Genomic DNA, 15,862 nt, shown 5'->3' on the forward strand with positions numbered 1-15,862 from the left:
AGCTAAAATTGCGCATAAGCTATTATTGCTAAATTTTTATTAAACTCTTGCAATTCACAGCAAGCTATGATATAATATTAACGATGGGGTCATTGCCCCGTAAATGAATTCTCAGGAGGAATTATATTTATGTTAACTTCAGCTACAGAAATGCTCCAGAAAGCAAGAGCAGGCAAATACGCAGTAGGTCAGTTCAATATCAACAACCTTGAGTGGACAAAGGCTATCCTTCTCACAGCACAGGAGTGCAATTCACCTGTTATCCTCGGTGTTTCAGAGGGCGCAGGCAAGTATATGACAGGTTTCGAGACTGTTGCAGCTATGGTTGCAGCTATGGACAAGTCTCTCGGAATCACAGTTCCTGTTGCACTTCACCTCGATCACGGCTCATATGGTGCTTGCTACAAGTGCATCAAGGCTGGCTTCACTTCAATCATGTTCGACGGTTCACACTTCCCGATCGATGAGAACGTTGCTAAGACAACTGAGCTCGTAAATGCTGCTCACAATCTTGGTCTTTCTATCGAGGCTGAGGTAGGTGCTATCGGCGGTGAAGAAGACGGCGTTATCGGTAAGGGCGAGTGCGCTGATCCTGCTGAGTGTAAGATGATCGCTGATCTCGGCGTTGATTTCCTCGCAGCTGGTATCGGTAACATTCACGGTGTATATCCTGCAAACTGGGAAGGTCTCAGCTTTGAGACTCTTGAGGCTATCAACAAGACTGTTGGTGATATGCCACTCGTACTCCACGGCGGTACAGGTATCCCTGACGATATGATCACAAAGGCTATCTCACTCGGCGTTGCTAAGATCAACGTAAATACAGAGTGCCAGCTCGTATTCGCAGAGGCTACAAGAGGCTATGTTGAGGCTGGTAAGGACAAGCAGGGCAAGGGATTTGACCCAAGAAAGCTTCTCGCTCCTGGTTTTGAGGCTATCAAGGCTAAGGTTAAGGAGAAGATGGAGCTCTTCGGAAGCGTTAACAAGGCTTGAGTATAATATTTCCATAAGAATAAAGCCTGAGAACTCATTGTTCTCAGGCTTTTTTGTATCATATATTCTTGCAGAAGTCGATTATTTCCGATTTTCTGGGTTCTACGTCATTCCTGTATTCTATGGAGCAAAGTCCCAAATGACCGCAGCACTCTATTTCCATATGACCGTAGAAGTACTCGATAGTGCCGATTATTTTTTTACATTCCTTCATATTCGGACCTGTCCGCAGAGCTACAGCGTAGCCCTTTTTGCCGCTGCTGAGCTTGGCGTGGGGCTCATGTGTATTACACCATGGAGTACACCTGTCGATGAACGCCTTGAATTGCGCAGGCACATCTGCCCAGTAGGAGGGCGCAACAGCTACGATAATATCTGCGTTTTCAAACTCGTCTATTATATCGGAAAAGCCATCATTCTGAACACATTTTGCAGTCTTGTGACAGCTCCTGCACCCTTTGCAGAAGCTGAAAGTATAATCGTCAATACAAATGCTTTTGGTGTTGTGTCTGTGTGAAAGCTGTTCTGAAATAATGCGGACTATTTCTGCGGTAGCGCCGTTTCTGACGGGGCTGCAATTAATGATAAGTGCGTTCATAATGAATACCTCCGTTTAATATTAAAACTGAGTATATCATATTATCGTACATAAGTCAATATGTAACGGTGATGCAAATAAAGAAATATAGGCAAATATAGGGAACGCCTTCTCTTGCAAGGCGTTCCCTCTTCAAAAACAGTCCACTGGACTGTTTTTGAATTCACCCTTTGCGATGCGCCTTCGTATAATTTCGCTGTTCTTTAAAAGCTGGGAACAGCGACCAGAGACGCTGTCTCTGGACTCTGCCAAAGGAACGTAGTCCCTTTGGAATCCCATTATTAGTTAAATCCAACTTTTTCGACAAGCTACGGCGGTATTCTTCCGCCTTTTTTAGCTTTTCAGTACAGTCATAGGGTCGATATATTCGCCGTTATGCGTCATCTCGATGTGCAGGTGAGATGCGATCGCGCTTTCTATATCGGCAGTTCCGCCCACTGCACCGATAGTGCTGCCGCTCTCGACTGTATCTCCCTGCTGGACAGCAAGGTCGGAGCCAAGTCCACAATATTTAGTGGTATAGCCGTTTTTGTGGTCGATGGTTAAGGTAACGCCCCAGAGGGGATCGTTTTTCACAGCTGATACCTCTCCGTTTGCAACAGCATACACATCTGCGCCGATCTCAGCAGAGAAATCTGTACCGTTATGGGTCTGCCATGAGCCTGTAGTCTCGTTTTTTACGAGCTCGCCCCCGCTGAAAGGCTGGATAATATTGCTTATATCAGCGAGGGGAGCGGCAGCTTCCTGCATATTTGCATCAGCTGCTACAGGTACAGGTTCCTGAACATCTTCAGCAGCCGTATCATCGGCTTCCACAGGCGGCGCATCGACGGTTATTTCAGCAGCAGGCAGAGTGGCCTGCGTTCTCTCTGTCCTGAACAGTGCAGCAGTAACGGCTGTCGTTATCCTGTAGGCAGGAGTTGTAGCTTTCGGTATGTTGGTAACGTGCTTGTCCACAGCCGTATTGTCGGTTATGGTGGAATGACGGATATCCGTGAGCTTATCGCCCTGATCGTGAGCGAACAGGCAGGCAGCGCCGATCATTACAGCGCTGATGCCAAGTGCGGCATAAAAGCCTTTAGAGCATTTTCCGTAGTTTTTGTCGGTCAGTTCGTTTTTCTTCACACTAACACCTCCGACCATATTATTGACAATTCTGCGGAAAATATACATTTTCAGTGTCATTACTTACCGCGATCACATACAAAAGAAAACGGGACGATATCTTATCGTCCCTGAATGTTATTGTTTTAAAGTAATATTACCTGTTCGTCATCAGTTGTAATTTGGGTCTTGTGATACGTCGGGAGAATATGTGTTGGGGTCGTATGGTACAGCATCTGACGGGAAAGAAGCAGGCTGCTCTGCAAGCGGCTGTTCCCATGGCTGTGCGGGTGTCTCGACAGGAACAGTAACAGGCTCTGTGATTACCTCTGTAGTAGTTGTAGTGGTGGTCGTTGTGGTAGTTGTTGTCGAAGAAGTAGTTGTCAGCTCAGGACGTACTTCATCGGGAAGCTTCTGTTTGATCGGCTTAACGCCGTTGAGACCATAGCACTCCTGATAAGCAATGAGAAGATCGCGGATCATGTACTTAGCGTATTCACCACTTTCGATAACGCCTGCAAATGCGACCTCAGGGTTATTTGCAGGGGCAAATCCTATGAAGAATGAGTTCTGCTCGTTGAGATCGGCACCTGTCTGAGGAGTACCTGTCTTTATGGCAACATCATAGCCGAGGTTACTGAGTGAATAAGTCACGGGAGTATTTTTAGCAGCGTCCATCATACCGCCGATGATATAATCATAGACATCAGGCGAAGTAAGCTCTATCTGGTTTGCGATTATGGGATCAGTCTTCTTTATTAGCTTATCTGTGCCGTAGGAGTAGTAGCTGTCAACGATATAAGGCTGGTATCTTACACCTCTGTTGGCAATAGTATTTGCAACAACAGCCATTTGCAGCGGAGTCATACCGCAGTCCTGGTTACCGATACCTGCCTGGATAACGTAACCGATATACCATTCCTGACCGTGCTCTGCGAAAGTCTCAGGGTTACAGAGATATCCCTGAGCATCACCTGTTTCGATGCCTGTGCAGGCACCGAGACCGTAGAGCTTAGCGTACTTTGTGATATTGTCGATGCCGAGCATACTTGAAAGCTCATAGAAGTAGCAGTTACATGATACCTCGATAGCTCTTCTCATGGTGATATTGTTGTGATAGCCCGTACATTTGTATTGAGTACCATAGTAGTTGTATATCTGATTACATACAAGAGGAGTGCCGCCTGTTACGACTTTTTCATTGAGACCTGCCGTAGCTGTGATAGTCTTGAAAGTTGAACCGGGACGGTACAGACCGTAGGTACAGCGGTTTACAAGAGGAGAGTTCTCAACATTGAGGAAGTAGTCGTAGTGTTCGGAGTAATCCTTCAGGTTATAGGTCGGAGCAGTTGCCATGCCCTTTACAGCGCCTGTTTTAGCGTCCAGAACGCATATAGCACCGCATTTACCTTTGAGTATACGGGGGTTCGGGTTGATGCCGGGGAAGACATTGTTCAGGAAGTTGTCAAGTATGCCCTGTAATCTCAGTTGATAAGCGCCGTTTACGGTGAGCTTGACCGTTTCGCCTGAGGTAGCGTCCGTTATGGTCTTAACATCGCGGACGATCCCGTCCTTTACAGCGATCTGTTCCTCGCCGTTAGTGCCTCTGAGTTCTTTTTCCATAGCATATTCAATACCGCTCTTTCCGAGGATATCATTGTAGCTGTAGCCCTTGGTCTTGAGTTCGTCGTACTCCTCTTTATATATAGGACCCACAGTACCTATCTCGTGGGGGAGTATATCGCCGCGGACTATCTTTCTTTCGGAAGCGTCCACAGCTTCAATGCCGCGGTAGAAATTTCCCAGCTCCTTCAGGTCGATGACAGTTTCCTCATCAACGCCCTCAGCAAGAAGAAGGTCATTGCTGTAGGAAAAGTCCTTGTCGATCATCTGATAGCGCATACCTGCGATGATACGTTTTTCCTCATCGGAATAGGTATCAGCTATCTTGTAGTCTGATATGAGCTTGTCTATGCAGTTTTCAGCGGTAGCATAGACGTTGAGGTTAAGGTCGGATATGAGCTCCTCTGTATCTTCTGAAGTAAAGACGTAAGGCTTGGTGAACGATATAGGGATAGTCTCCTTGAATTTATGACCGTGTTTTTCCAGTGCGCGGTAGATGCCCAGAAGCACCTTGTTTCCCTCCTGGAGATCGGTAGGGAAGAAAGCCATCTGGAGCACTATATCAGTGCGCGCGTCATTTGTAACTATGGTATTGCCGTCGTAGTCTACTATCTCGCCTCGTGTAGCCTTTATGCCCTTGGTATACGTGAGAGTACCGGGTTCATATAGCTGAGGTGTACTGATATCCTTATCGCCGACTACCTGTATCTTCATAAGTCTGAAAGAACTGAGCATAGCCAGAGATACGACGAGCAGGATTATAATTATTGATTTAAGGTTTTCTGCGAATCCTTTCAATACCTTTCCTCCTTGGTTAATGCCGCACTTCTGAAAAGACATACGGCTGTATAATGATGACCGCACGGAAATGTGCGGCCGCTGATATTATCTTCTGTTTTCCGATTGGATATTAGTGTTTATAGCTTCTTCGATCGTAAGGTGTTCCTTAGGCATGAGCAGGCGGTTGACCAGCTTCAGCAGGAGATATACGAAGACTGAGGATATAACAGTATATATCCAGACTTTCAGGGACACTCTTGTGAATATACGTCCCACATTTTCGTATTCCCATATCTGGTAGTAGAACTTATAGTCCAGCCAGCACTGTATGTAGGATACCGCAGCTGTGATGATAAGAAAATTTATGAAGCGGTCTTTCAGGTAGAGCTCGAACAGCAGGGAAGCGGCAATGCAGAAGAAAGTCAGGATCACTGCATTGAAGCCAAAAAGTCTGCCGCAGCATATATCTGTTAGCAGACCGCAGAAAGCACCTGTTACTGCCGAGCCGTAAAGATTGTTCCTGATAGATATGCCAATAGCCAGAGGGACAAAAAGTATCGGTTTATAGAGCGTACCCGATGTCATGATGATGAAGCTCAGGAATATGAGCAGATAGTATACTATCCAGCGCAAGGCAGTCTTGATATGGAGGATATGCTGCTCACGGGTAGTTCTAATCCTCATTTTTCTTATCCTCCTCCTTCTTGCCGCTGAAATCGGTTATAACGATGACAGAGGTAAGACGGCTTACATCGACACATGGCTGTATTTCAGCACATACCGACAGTCCGTTGGAATCGAGACCTATTTCGAGGATAGTACCTATAGGGTAGTCCTTTGGGAAAAGACCGCTTGTGCCTGCGGTTATCATAAGATCGCCGCGCTTGAGCTTGTTCTTCTTTGGGACGTGAATGAGCTTTGTTCTTCCGTTTTCGGACGATAGGACATTACCCTCGATGATACCCTGATCCGCACCCGAGGACGAAGCCACAGCAGCTACGGAGAGATCGGGGGAGAGTATAGTTCTGACGGTGGATACGTGCTTTGATACCTCAACAGTGATACCCACGAGACCCTCAGCGGTAACAACAGGGCAGTTTACGAGGATACCGTCAGCCGAGCCTTTGTCGATAGTGAAGGACTTGAACGGATCGTTTGTGACATATCCCAGTACTTTACAAGGCTGAGAGAGGAGATAGTCTTCATGAACTTCCTTGATGGTAACGAACTTTCTCAGCTCTTCCACCTCTGCCTTGATAGCATCGTATTCTGTCAGCTGAGCATTGAGTTCGCCTATCTGCTTTTTCAGACGTTCGTTTTCTTCATAGTATTGGTCAGCATTCGAGAGTTTATCCACAGTATTCTCCATTTTCATGCTTATCCTGTTGGAAGCGGCACGGAATGGCTTGGTAATGGAATTCAAGAATGAAGCTCCCGAAACGGAATATCCGCCTTTCGTAACAGAATAGATCATTATGCCGATAAGAAAGGCGAGAAAAGCAAGCAGAATTTTAAATCTGGTGCTTTTTAAGAAATCACGCATGGAGCTCCTCCTTAATAGTACTTGACGTTTTCGGTGAGAGCGTCCTGATAATCGCTGATATTTTCAAGTATTTTTCCTGTGCCCTCGGCAACGCAGTCAAGGGGGTATTCTGCGATATATACAGGCATACCTGTTTCACGGTTTATTAGCTTGTCCAGACCGCGGAGAAGAGCGCCGCCTCCTGCGAGGGTTATGCCGTGATCTATGATATCGGCAGAAAGCTCGGGAGGAGTTTCTTCAAGGGTAGACTTTATAGCGTCGATAACTCTTGAAAGAGGCTCAACGAGAGCATCGCGTATCTCGGCAGAAGTAACGGTTATATTCTCAGGGAGACCGTTAAGCAGATTTCTGCCCTTTATTTCCTGAGCTTCTTCCTTTTCGCTCGGGAAGGCAGAGCCGATATCCAGCTTGATATTCTCGGCAGTACGTTCGCCGATAAGAAGATTGTACTTTTTCTTGATATAGTTGATTATAGCCGCATCGAACTCGTCGCCCGCACATCTTACCGAACGGGAAGCAACGATGCCGCCCATAGAGATAACAGCGACTTCGCTTGTGCCTCCGCCGATATCGACGATCATGCTGCCTGCGGGCTCATTGGTCGGTAGACCTGCACCGATAGCGGCAGCCATAGGCTCTTCGATTATGAGAACGTTGTTAGCGCCTGCTTTTTTGCAGGATTCGCGTACAGCGCGGCGTTCAACGGCGGTAACGCCTGAGGGTATGCATATGATAACATTAGCCTTGGTGAAGAAAGTACCCTTCAATGCTTTTCTGATAAATTCCTGAAGCATTGTGGTAGCTATATCGAAGTCGGCGATAACGCCGTCTTTAAGAGGTCTTACGGCAACGATAGAACCCGGGGTACGACCGATGACATCCTTTGCCTCCTTACCGACATAGCGGCATTTATCCGTTCTTGTATTTACGGCAACTACTGAAGGCTCTCTTATTATAATACCTTTTCCCCTCATATATACGAGGGTATTAGCAGTACCGAGGTCAATGCCAATATCTTTTGTAAACATTTTGCAGCTCCTTAAATTATGCAATAATTCTTGATATACTCAAATTATATTATATCACCAACACGAAATATGTACAAGAATTTTCTGCGAGAAATTTCTCTGTCTCTGAATTTTAGTGTAATACGGAAACATTAATGTGGTGAAGTGATAAAAAACTGTCGAAAAGGACAAACAGCGGTCATTTCTTTGCGTCAGGAACGACCTTGGGTGCGGTTTTGATGTAAGCGCAGATGGCGATTATTATTCCGATAACCTGAGCTATGCTTATATTCATTGAGAGTCCGAATGTAAGTGATATTACATCGGTATCCACGAAAGTACCGGGGTTGAAGTTGAATCCGCCTGACCAGCCGAGCCATGCAAAAGCACCTGTAGCTTCATTTGCAAGCAATCCGCCTATGACAAGAGCACATATCAAAAGAAGCAGGAAGTATAATGTCTTTTTCATAATAGTATCTCCTAACTTAGTATATTATATATTCAAATGCCTGATGAACCGAAGCCGCCTGTGCCGCGGTCGGTATCGGAAAGTTCGTCGCTTACCTCAATCTCGGGCATCAATATACGTGTAGGTATCATCTGAGCGATGCGCATACCGTGTTCAACGGTAAAGGGTTCTTTTCCGTGGTTTATGAGCGGAACGAACCATGCGCCTCTGTAATCGCTGTCCACTACTCCGACGCAGTTAGCGAGAGAGACTCCGAATTTTGATGACAGTCCCGAGCGCGGATAGATGAGCAGCGCTATATCGTCGGAATCAGGCTGTGCCGTGATTCCGATGGGGATCATTTTTATCTCTCCTACAGCTAAAGTCACAGGCTCGTCAAGGCAGGCGCAAAGGTCGAGACCCGCACTTCCCGCGGTTGCACGGGAGGGAATAGTTGCTCGTGGATCGAGTTTTTTGAAAGTCAGTTTCATATTCAGATACCTCTGTAGTAAAGTCCGCGGGTGATGTTTCCCTGCGGCTTGCGTCCGCTCAGTACAGCCTGAGTTTCGGCAGCGTCCTCGTCGTGGAGATAGACAGCTCCGAAGACGATATTATGCATTTCGTCAATTCTGTCAAGCATACACAGCTTGTCGGCGTTCATGATCTCGGTGTAGTCCTTTGAGCATACTACAGGAAGATCACGTCCTGTGCGGTCGGTGAGCTTTTTCGTGCATTTTCCGCAGCCGACTTCGTTCTTTATAGGACAATTCCTTGTGAGCATGAGGGGAAGTCTGCCGTAAACAACAGCTCCTATGGGGAGAGATGTGCGTACCTGCGCTATCTGCGGCAGAGTTGCCTCTATTGAAAAGATGCAGTCTTTAAGTCCAAGACTGTGGAGATATTCTGCACTGTATGAGTTGTACACATTCAGCGTAAAGCTGCCGTGAAGCTTCATTCCAAGAGCTCGTCCCAGAGCTATGCTGTCGGGAGTATGGCAATATAGCCTTTTTACTCCTGCCTTCATAAGCTCTCGGAGTTCCTCGGTAAGAGCGGTTTCATCTGTAATGAAACGAGGCGGAGATACTATTATCTTGTTAGTATCCACGCCGCCGAGTATTTCCTCATTGAGCAGCTTTATCGGAGCAATTATGTACTCGGAAAGGTCAGCGGCAGCCGTTATCTGTTCACGGGTGCGGCAGAATGTTCTCAGCGGAAGCTTGTCCGAAAGCGGCTGTTTTTCAGCATTTGAAAGAGCAGGGGAATAGTCGGAAATAGTATATTTCGGTGTAAATTCTGCAATAATGAGTGCGGTAAGCTTCTCTATGACATCACGGCGCAGTTCGTTCAGCTTGCCTGCCGTGACTATCAGTCCCTCGTCTATGTCGGCAGTCAGCTTTCCGAAGCTGAATACAGTATCGCCGAGCTTTGAAAGCTGCTTTGTCAGCGTTTCCTCGTCTGTGGGACGGTTAAGAGCCTTTTCGGGGATATCTCCCTTAGCAGAAGCAGAAATATCACCGCATACAGCGGATATCTCCACAGGCTGTCCGCTTTTTATGACTGCATGGAAATCAGCAGTAAAAGCCTTGCGCTCAAAGCGATAAAGCTCGTGTATCTGCGGGATAAGCTCATGTGCGGAAATAACGTCGTCCTTTTCACGAACTCCGAACATATCGTGCCTTTCTCCGGTAAAATAGCCGTCTGTGAAACCACTGCGCGAAAAGACACCGCGGAGGAGCTTCATATCTGGAGCATTTCCCTCAACAGCTTTTTTCAGCTCATGGACAGCAGAAGCAACATATTCGGGACGCTTCATTCTGCCCTCTATCTTGAATGAGTCAACGCCTATATCCGCAAGTTCCTGTGCTTTTGGAAGCAGTGACAGGTCTTTCAGCGAAAGAGCTGCTTTGCTCTTATTGCCCACGGCTGAAAAAGGGAGGCGGCAGGCTTGTCCGCAGCAGCCTCTGTTTGCAGAGCGTGAACCTATCATTGCCGACATATAGCACTGTCCCGAAACAGACATACACAGCGCACCGTGTACGAATATCTCGGTTTCTATACCCACATTGCAGATACGTGAAATAGTGTCCCTGTCCAGTTCGCGGGCAGGAACTACTCTTGTGCAGCCCAGTTCCTTCAGCAGTTTTGCACCGCTTACGGTATGCACCGACATCTGTGTCGAGCCGTGTATAACAGCATCGGGCACACAGCGGCGAATAAGCTCTATGCAGCCCCAGTCCTGAACTATAAAAGCGTCAATGCCGCATTTGGCGGCATTTTTTATGTATTCACAGAATTCGTCAGTTTCTTCGTCGGATATTATCGTATTTACCGCTAAGTCAAGCTTTGCACCGTATTTATGGCAAAGCTGTGCAGCTGCTTTGATCTCTTCAAGGTCGAAATTGGCTGCGCTGCTTCGTGCGGAAAAACGTTTGCCGCCGATATATACTGCGTCTGCACCTGCTCTCAGTGCGGCACGGAGAGTTTCCATGCTGCCGGCAGGGGCAAGTATCTCAGTTCTTTTCATCAGATGCTGTCACTGAGCTGCTTGAGCTTGACCATATTCTCAAGCTGCACTATCTTTGACTTGAGGACTTCGATCTCCTTCTGAGCGGCATCGCGTTCGATACGTGTCCTGCCTGCCTCGTCCACGTATTCCTTTGTCTGGTCGCGGATATTGTCGAGGCGCTGGTTAGCCTTGTTGAGGTCGTCAAGAAGTGCCAGTGATACCATTATTGAAGCAGCATACGGTGAAGAACCGCTTGCTGCGGTGATCTCATTTATCTTTGTTTCGAGAGCTCTTGCGAGAGCAAATACATAATTAGGGGCTTCTGCGGTCTTTATCTTGTATTCCTTTCCGCAGATGATTACCTTAACTTCATTAAGCATTTTGTATCGTCCTTTCTTTGGCGAATTTTTAACCACTCTACATTATACACTATTTTTCGCAAAAAGGGAAGTGTTTTTTAAAAAATATTTATTTTTAGTAGTTAGTTGTTAGTTATCAGCAGTGAAAGCCCTTAATTTATATGGCGATCCTGATCGGGGCATGCACACTCTGTCGTTTTTCGACATCTCCACACACTGTGGGGCACTCTGCAAAAGGAACATAGTTCCTTTGAAATTCCGTTCATATTGTGCTGTAAGCGAGTTTACGAGCGACAACGCGGCAAGGGTGCAGCGTCACGCTGCTTAATAGTAGCGCTTCAAGCCGATGACCTTGCCGAGAACCTCTACTTCGTCAACGATTATCGGCTCCATAGTATCGTTCTGTGGCTGGAGGCGGTAGTGTCCGCGCTCCTTGTAGAATGTCTTGACAGTAGCCTCCTCACGGTCGATGAAGGCTACGACGATATCGCCGTTTTCTGCGTAGCTGCATCGTTTGACGATGACGATATCACCGTCGAGGATACCTGCGTTTATCATGCTCTCGCCGCGTATCTTCAGTGCAAAGAGCTCCTGAGGATCAACACCCGGAGCTTCAAAGCCGACATAGCCTGTGATGTCCTCAACTGCTGTGATAGGCTGACCTGCTGTGACAGTTCCCATTACGGGGACAGAGGTCGTTCCGCTGTTTGGCAGGCGGAGTGTTCGGTTTAGATTTCCTGTCTTTTCGATAAGTCCTTCGCGGACAAGAGTCTCGATATATCTGTGAGCCGTAGATGTCGATTTAAAGCCCATTGCGTCCATTATCTCACGTACCGACGGTGACATTCCGTCGCTGAGACGGGATTTGATATAGTTGAAAACTTCGATCTCCTTGTCTTTCAGCATATTACTTTTCCTCCGCAAGTTTTTTCAGTATCATTTTAGCTATCTTATAAGCGTCGCCGCAGCCGAGTGTTATCACGAGATCGCCCTCCTGAGCGTGTTCGCATACATAGTTGCATATCTGCTCAAAATTGGCATATTTGCGCTCGTCTGTCCACTCTGCGGATTCGTCCTGCGGGAACCAGATACAGTTCGGTATCTTTTCAGCAAGGTGACGTGTGAAGATGCCGTAGGTATTCTTTTCGCGGCTTCCCATGATATCGGTAAGAACTGCGTGATCGGGGATCTGAAGCACTCTTGCGAAGTCATCGAGCAGGAGCTTTGTGCGTGAGAAGGTGAATGGCTGGAATACTGCCCATACGTGGTTGAAGTTCATCTCCATTGCGGCGTTGAGAGTAGCTTCCAGCTCTGTGGGGTGGTGAGCGTAGTCGTCAACGACGGTGATGCCCTTCTCGAAGCCCAGCTTCTCGAAACGGCGTTTAGCTCCGCGGAAGTCTTCAAGACCCTGCTGTATGAACTTGAAATCAACTCCGACATAACGGGCAGTCGCAACTGCTGCGAGAGAGTTGAGTACATTGTGTATTCCTGCAACATGGAGTGTTACTGTGCCAAGCTTTTCTCCCTTATACATGGCATCATAAGTGGTGAGGAGACCGTTCTCGTGTTTTACGTTCTCGGGATAGTAATCACAGGAACTGTCCTTACCGAATGTGATTATCTCCTTGCCGCTTATGCCTTCAAGGGACTTCATTGAGTTTGCATCTGAGCCGTTGACGATAATGCACTTTGAAGTGTTTTCGTTGAATTTATGGAAGGACTTGATGATATTTTCGAGTGTTCCGAAGTAGTCAAGGTGATCTGCGTCGATATTGAGGATAACGGATATATCAGGGAAGAATTTGAGGAAGTGGTCTTCAAATTCGCAGGATTCGCATACCATGATATCGCTTTTTCCTGCAACACCGCTGCCGCCGATGCAGGGGAGCTTTCCGCCGATATACGCGGAGAGGTCAACACCTGCGGTGAAGAGTATCTGTGTTATCATGGAAGTTGTGGAGGTCTTGCCGTGAGTTCCCGAAACGCAGATAGCGTTGTCGTACCAGCTGGTAACGATGCCGAGGAGGTCTGCGCGTTCAAGAACGGGGACACCGCTTGCTCTTGCTGCCATAAGCTCGGGATTATCAGCCATGATGGCAGCAGTATGCACGATAAGGTCTGCTCCCTCGATATTCTCGGCTCTCTGACCGATGAATACAGGTATGCCCATTGTCCTTACAGCGTCAAGAGTCTCGGTCTCGTTGTTGTCCGAGCCTGTAAGGTAGTAGCCCTGAGAGTGAAGTATCTGGGCGAGGGGGTACATACCCGAACCGCCGATTCCGATAAAATGAATGTGCTTTTTTCCGTTTAAAATATTGATATCCAAAATTATCACCTTTTCTGAATGAGATATTTATGAGATCGGGATAGCTTCCCGAGAATGAACAATGTTTTACAAATGCCTGTACTTAGGCAGAATTAAAAAATGCCAAGCATAAAACCAATGATTGAGTTAAAAGAATTACGCACTCCACAAAAAAATAGCTTGCATTTTTACAAATTATGAGTTATAATAGTTTATAGGTTTATAGGCTGAGAAAGAATAATAATAAAAACAGAAATCTTTTTTCAGCATTCCGACCGGTTTCCTATAGACATTTAAGGAGGAAAAACTATGGAAATTACAGATGTTAAAATCAGAAAGATCATGTCTGAAGGCAGACTCAGAGCAGTCGTTTCCGTAACTGTTGACGATATGCTCGCAGTACATGATATCAAGGTAGTTCAGGGCGATGAGAGACTTTTCGTGGCAATGCCCAGCAGAAAAGACGAGAACGGTGTTTTCCGCGACATAGTTCACCCGATATCTCCTTCTGCAAGAAAGCTTTTTGAGGAGACTATCCTTGATGCTTATGAGAGACAAATGGCTATCCTTGAAACAGAGGCAGCAAATAACTCTGAAGAAGCTGAAGCGATTTGACAATGTATCTTACATAAAGACCTGCCTGATACGGCGGGTCTTTATTCATATTCCGAGGATACGTGCAGCTTTGAGTATGGTAAGCTGTGTTTTTCCGTCGCGTATAGTGCCGTCCATTACCTGCTTTACTGCATCGGCAAGTGATACCCGCTCAACATCGAGAAACTCATCGGGATCGAGGTTCTGTCTGCTGAATGTGAGCCCTTTTGCAAGGTACATATAGGTTATTTCGGTGTTATATGCGGGAGTTGGCAGCATTTCTCCGAGATAGATATACTCCGAGCAGGTATAGCCTGTTTCTTCAAGGAGCTCTCGTCTGCCGCATTCAGCGTGATCTTCCCCCTTTTCGAGCTTTCCTGCGGGAACTTCCCTTGTTACTGTCTGAAAAGGATAGCGGAACTGCTTTACGAGGAATATCTCGTTGTTTTCGGTAACGGGAATAACGCATACACCGCCGTGATGATGCAGAACGTCGCGGACTGCGGTCTTGCCGTTTTCGAGCTCGGCAGTATCGTGGGTTATGGTGAAGATAGGACCTTCATACTTTAAGTCGCTGGATATTGTTTTTTCCTGTAAGTGCATATCAAAGCCTCCATTATATATTTTGGACGGATTTCGTCTTTATAATAAAACCTCCTATGCTTTGCGTGTTACCATAGGAGGTTTTGTTGTGTCTGTAATATCTTGATTTTTATGCCTCTGGTTTATGGCTGAAAGGAATTATCTGGTTTTGAGTGTTATATCCTGATTTCCCACTACAACACGATTGCTGCTGTTAGCAGGTGAAGAAGCGTTGGTCAGAGTGCTCTGTCCTCTTGTACGTACAAATTCATCTACAGCGCTGTTGATAGCCTGCCTGATCGTAATATCAGGGTTTCTTCTGACAGCGTCCATCATGTATCTCAGGAAGTCCTCACCGCCTGCTACACTGCCGCTGAATCCGATAGCGCAGGTCGCACCGAGGTCATATGCGGATTGTATCATGCTCTTTCTTGTATTGTTTTTTGCTGCACTGTTGCAGGTAGCAAAATATACAAGAGAGGTGTGTTTCCATGTTGAGCTTGGGATCACGCTGCCTAAATTCTGAGCGCCGTTCGGAGCTTTTTCAGAATAGAGGTCGTATAAGGTATTGCCGTTTTTGTCATGAACACGTACAAAACCTGTATTTCCGTGTCCGTGTAAAACTATAACGCTTGAATCGTTTGAGTTGTTTTTTACAGTTGAAGTGGAAGGATATGTATACTGGTGAGCATCATAGCCTATACTGCTGAATGAATTCACGATAGCATTTGCGTCGCTCAGATCGCCTGAACTGAGAGTTGTGATCGTGAAATAGGACATTTTTTTCGGAGAAACTCTTTCAAATGCCCAGTTGTCGTTCATTCTTGTATTGCTGTAATCCCATATCTGGATTATCTCGCCGCTGTTCAGCGATGAATTGGTGACTTCAAGCACCTTCCTGCCGCCGCTTGCAGCAGTTCCTATCTGAAATCCTCCGCCAACAGCGTTTGTGATAGTGAATTTCTGTTCAGTATAGCCGCTTGAATAAGAATATATCTGTGCATCGGTTCCGTTTTCATTTGCTTTGTCAGATGATGAAAGGTCAATGGCTGATGAAGGGCAGTGCATAGGCTTGATTGAATAATAACCGTCAGATTCACGTGTTACCTTGAACTGCTGATTCAGACCGCCGTTATATCCGAATTGGATAACTTCGGTGCCGTTGTCTGTTCTTGCCCAGTTTATGTCCATATACTTGTTGCTGTTAAGGTTGCGGATATAGTATACGCCGTCAGCAATGTATCTGCCGCTTTCCGCCTTAGCTGAAAGGCTGCTGAACGCGGTGAAAGATATGCCTGTGATACAAGCTGATAATGCTGTAATGCCTGAGAAGATCTTTTTGATAATATTTTTGTTCATAAGTATTCGATCCCTTCAAAAGATTAAATTGTAAAATGCTGAGATGATAGTAAATACATTC

16 protein-coding genes are annotated in these 15,862 nt (G+C 46.4%); 2 read left to right on the top strand and 14 right to left on the bottom strand.

The features are described 5' to 3' along the window. Positions 1 to 129 precede the first annotated feature (129 nt). Positions 130 to 993 (top strand): class II fructose-1,6-bisphosphate aldolase, encoded by an 864-nt coding sequence (gene fba, locus K6G33_RS12090; RefSeq protein ID WP_296779828.1) that lies wholly within the window; start codon positions 130 to 132, stop codon positions 991 to 993. Positions 994 to 1,051: 58 nt separating this feature from the next. Here fba and K6G33_RS12095 read toward each other — a convergent pair whose 3' ends face one another. The 12 genes from K6G33_RS12095 to murC form a co-directional block, all read right to left on the bottom strand. After that, on the bottom strand, positions 1,052 to 1,591 hold the full coding sequence (locus tag K6G33_RS12095; protein ID WP_296779830.1) for a flavodoxin family protein: 540 nt from the start codon (positions 1,589 to 1,591) through the stop codon (positions 1,052 to 1,054). A 333-nt stretch (positions 1,592 to 1,924) separates the two neighbouring features. Next, on the bottom strand, positions 1,925 to 2,716 hold the full coding sequence (locus tag K6G33_RS12100; protein WP_296779832.1) for a M23 family metallopeptidase: 792 nt from the start codon (positions 2,714 to 2,716) through the stop codon (positions 1,925 to 1,927). Between the two features lie 150 nt (positions 2,717 to 2,866). After that, positions 2,867 to 5,116, bottom strand: a complete 2,250-nt coding sequence (locus K6G33_RS12105) for a penicillin-binding protein 2 (RefSeq protein WP_296779833.1) — start codon at positions 5,114 to 5,116, stop codon at positions 2,867 to 2,869. Between the two features lie 87 nt (positions 5,117 to 5,203). After that, on the bottom strand, positions 5,204 to 5,782 hold the full coding sequence (gene mreD, locus K6G33_RS12110; RefSeq protein WP_296779836.1) for a rod shape-determining protein MreD: 579 nt from the start codon (positions 5,780 to 5,782) through the stop codon (positions 5,204 to 5,206). Next, complete coding sequence (mreC, locus tag K6G33_RS12115; protein ID WP_296779838.1) at positions 5,772 to 6,641, bottom strand: rod shape-determining protein MreC; 870 nt, start codon at positions 6,639 to 6,641, stop codon at positions 5,772 to 5,774. Before mreC ends, mreD begins: the two co-directional genes overlap by 11 nt. Before the next feature lie 11 nt (positions 6,642 to 6,652). Continuing rightward, positions 6,653 to 7,669 (bottom strand): rod shape-determining protein, encoded by a 1,017-nt coding sequence (locus tag K6G33_RS12120; RefSeq protein ID WP_173449742.1) that lies wholly within the window; start codon positions 7,667 to 7,669, stop codon positions 6,653 to 6,655. A 178-nt stretch (positions 7,670 to 7,847) separates the two neighbouring features. After that, positions 7,848 to 8,117 carry a DUF4321 domain-containing protein gene (locus K6G33_RS12125; protein WP_173449741.1) on the bottom strand — a complete coding sequence of 90 codons (270 nt, stop codon included), beginning with the start codon at positions 8,115 to 8,117 and terminating at the stop codon, positions 7,848 to 7,850. Between the two features lie 32 nt (positions 8,118 to 8,149). Continuing rightward, positions 8,150 to 8,587 carry a dUTP diphosphatase gene (dut, locus tag K6G33_RS12130; RefSeq protein WP_296779842.1) on the bottom strand — a complete coding sequence of 146 codons (438 nt, stop codon included), beginning with the start codon at positions 8,585 to 8,587 and terminating at the stop codon, positions 8,150 to 8,152. Positions 8,588 to 8,589: 2 nt separating this feature from the next. Then, positions 8,590 to 10,620 carry a U32 family peptidase gene (locus K6G33_RS12135; protein ID WP_296779844.1) on the bottom strand — a complete coding sequence of 677 codons (2,031 nt, stop codon included), beginning with the start codon at positions 10,618 to 10,620 and terminating at the stop codon, positions 8,590 to 8,592. Then, complete coding sequence (locus K6G33_RS12140) at positions 10,620 to 10,982, bottom strand: cell division protein ZapA (RefSeq protein WP_173449737.1); 363 nt, start codon at positions 10,980 to 10,982, stop codon at positions 10,620 to 10,622. Before K6G33_RS12140 ends, K6G33_RS12135 begins: the two co-directional genes overlap by 1 nt. Before the next feature lie 303 nt (positions 10,983 to 11,285). After that, positions 11,286 to 11,867, bottom strand: a complete 582-nt coding sequence (gene lexA / locus K6G33_RS12145) for a transcriptional repressor LexA (RefSeq protein ID WP_296779848.1) — start codon at positions 11,865 to 11,867, stop codon at positions 11,286 to 11,288. A 1-nt stretch (position 11,868) separates the two neighbouring features. Continuing rightward, on the bottom strand, positions 11,869 to 13,287 hold the full coding sequence (gene murC / locus K6G33_RS12150) for a UDP-N-acetylmuramate--L-alanine ligase (RefSeq protein WP_296779851.1): 1,419 nt from the start codon (positions 13,285 to 13,287) through the stop codon (positions 11,869 to 11,871). A 288-nt stretch (positions 13,288 to 13,575) separates the two neighbouring features. Between murC and spoVG the strand changes: the two genes are divergently transcribed. Continuing rightward, on the top strand, positions 13,576 to 13,881 hold the full coding sequence (spoVG, locus tag K6G33_RS12155; RefSeq protein ID WP_173449733.1) for a septation regulator SpoVG: 306 nt from the start codon (positions 13,576 to 13,578) through the stop codon (positions 13,879 to 13,881). 45 nt (positions 13,882 to 13,926) lie between these two features. On the opposite strand, the gene K6G33_RS12160 is transcribed toward spoVG, so the two are convergent. Together K6G33_RS12160 and K6G33_RS12165 are read right to left on the bottom strand one after the other, a co-directional pair. Beyond that, positions 13,927 to 14,463, bottom strand: coding sequence for an NUDIX domain-containing protein (locus K6G33_RS12160; RefSeq protein WP_296779855.1), 537 nt, complete (start codon positions 14,461 to 14,463; stop codon positions 13,927 to 13,929). 138 nt (positions 14,464 to 14,601) lie between these two features. Beyond that, entirely contained in the window at positions 14,602 to 15,801 is a 1,200-nt protein-coding gene (locus K6G33_RS12165; protein WP_296779858.1) for an RICIN domain-containing protein, read from the bottom strand. Positions 15,802 to 15,862 lie beyond the last annotated feature (61 nt).

The sequence above is a fragment of the Ruminococcus sp. genome, assembly GCF_024691275.1.
GTDB lineage: Bacteria > Bacillota > Clostridia > Oscillospirales > Ruminococcaceae > Ruminococcus.

Bases quoted from the DNA above. Each gene is read 5' to 3' on its own strand.
- fba (WP_296779828.1), top strand. From the start codon at position 130: ATGTTAACTTCAGCTACAGAAATGCTCCAGAAAGCAAGAGCAGGCAAA.
- K6G33_RS12095 (WP_296779830.1), bottom strand. From the start codon at position 1,591: ATGAACGCACTTATCATTAATTGCAGCCCCGTCAGAAACGGCGCTACC.
- mreD (WP_296779836.1), bottom strand. From the start codon at position 5,782: ATGAGGATTAGAACTACCCGTGAGCAGCATATCCTCCATATCAAGACT.
- mreC (WP_296779838.1), bottom strand. From the start codon at position 6,641: ATGCGTGATTTCTTAAAAAGCACCAGATTTAAAATTCTGCTTGCTTTT.
- K6G33_RS12120 (WP_173449742.1), bottom strand. From the start codon at position 7,669: ATGTTTACAAAAGATATTGGCATTGACCTCGGTACTGCTAATACCCTC.
- K6G33_RS12125 (WP_173449741.1), bottom strand. From the start codon at position 8,117: ATGAAAAAGACATTATACTTCCTGCTTCTTTTGATATGTGCTCTTGTC.
- dut (WP_296779842.1), bottom strand. From the start codon at position 8,587: ATGAAACTGACTTTCAAAAAACTCGATCCACGAGCAACTATTCCCTCC.
- K6G33_RS12135 (WP_296779844.1), bottom strand. From the start codon at position 10,620: ATGAAAAGAACTGAGATACTTGCCCCTGCCGGCAGCATGGAAACTCTC.
- K6G33_RS12140 (WP_173449737.1), bottom strand. From the start codon at position 10,982: ATGCTTAATGAAGTTAAGGTAATCATCTGCGGAAAGGAATACAAGATA.
- lexA (WP_296779848.1), bottom strand. From the start codon at position 11,867: ATGCTGAAAGACAAGGAGATCGAAGTTTTCAACTATATCAAATCCCGT.
- spoVG (WP_173449733.1), top strand. From the start codon at position 13,576: ATGGAAATTACAGATGTTAAAATCAGAAAGATCATGTCTGAAGGCAGA.
- K6G33_RS12160 (WP_296779855.1), bottom strand. From the start codon at position 14,463: ATGCACTTACAGGAAAAAACAATATCCAGCGACTTAAAGTATGAAGGT.
- K6G33_RS12165 (WP_296779858.1), bottom strand. From the start codon at position 15,801: ATGAACAAAAATATTATCAAAAAGATCTTCTCAGGCATTACAGCATTA.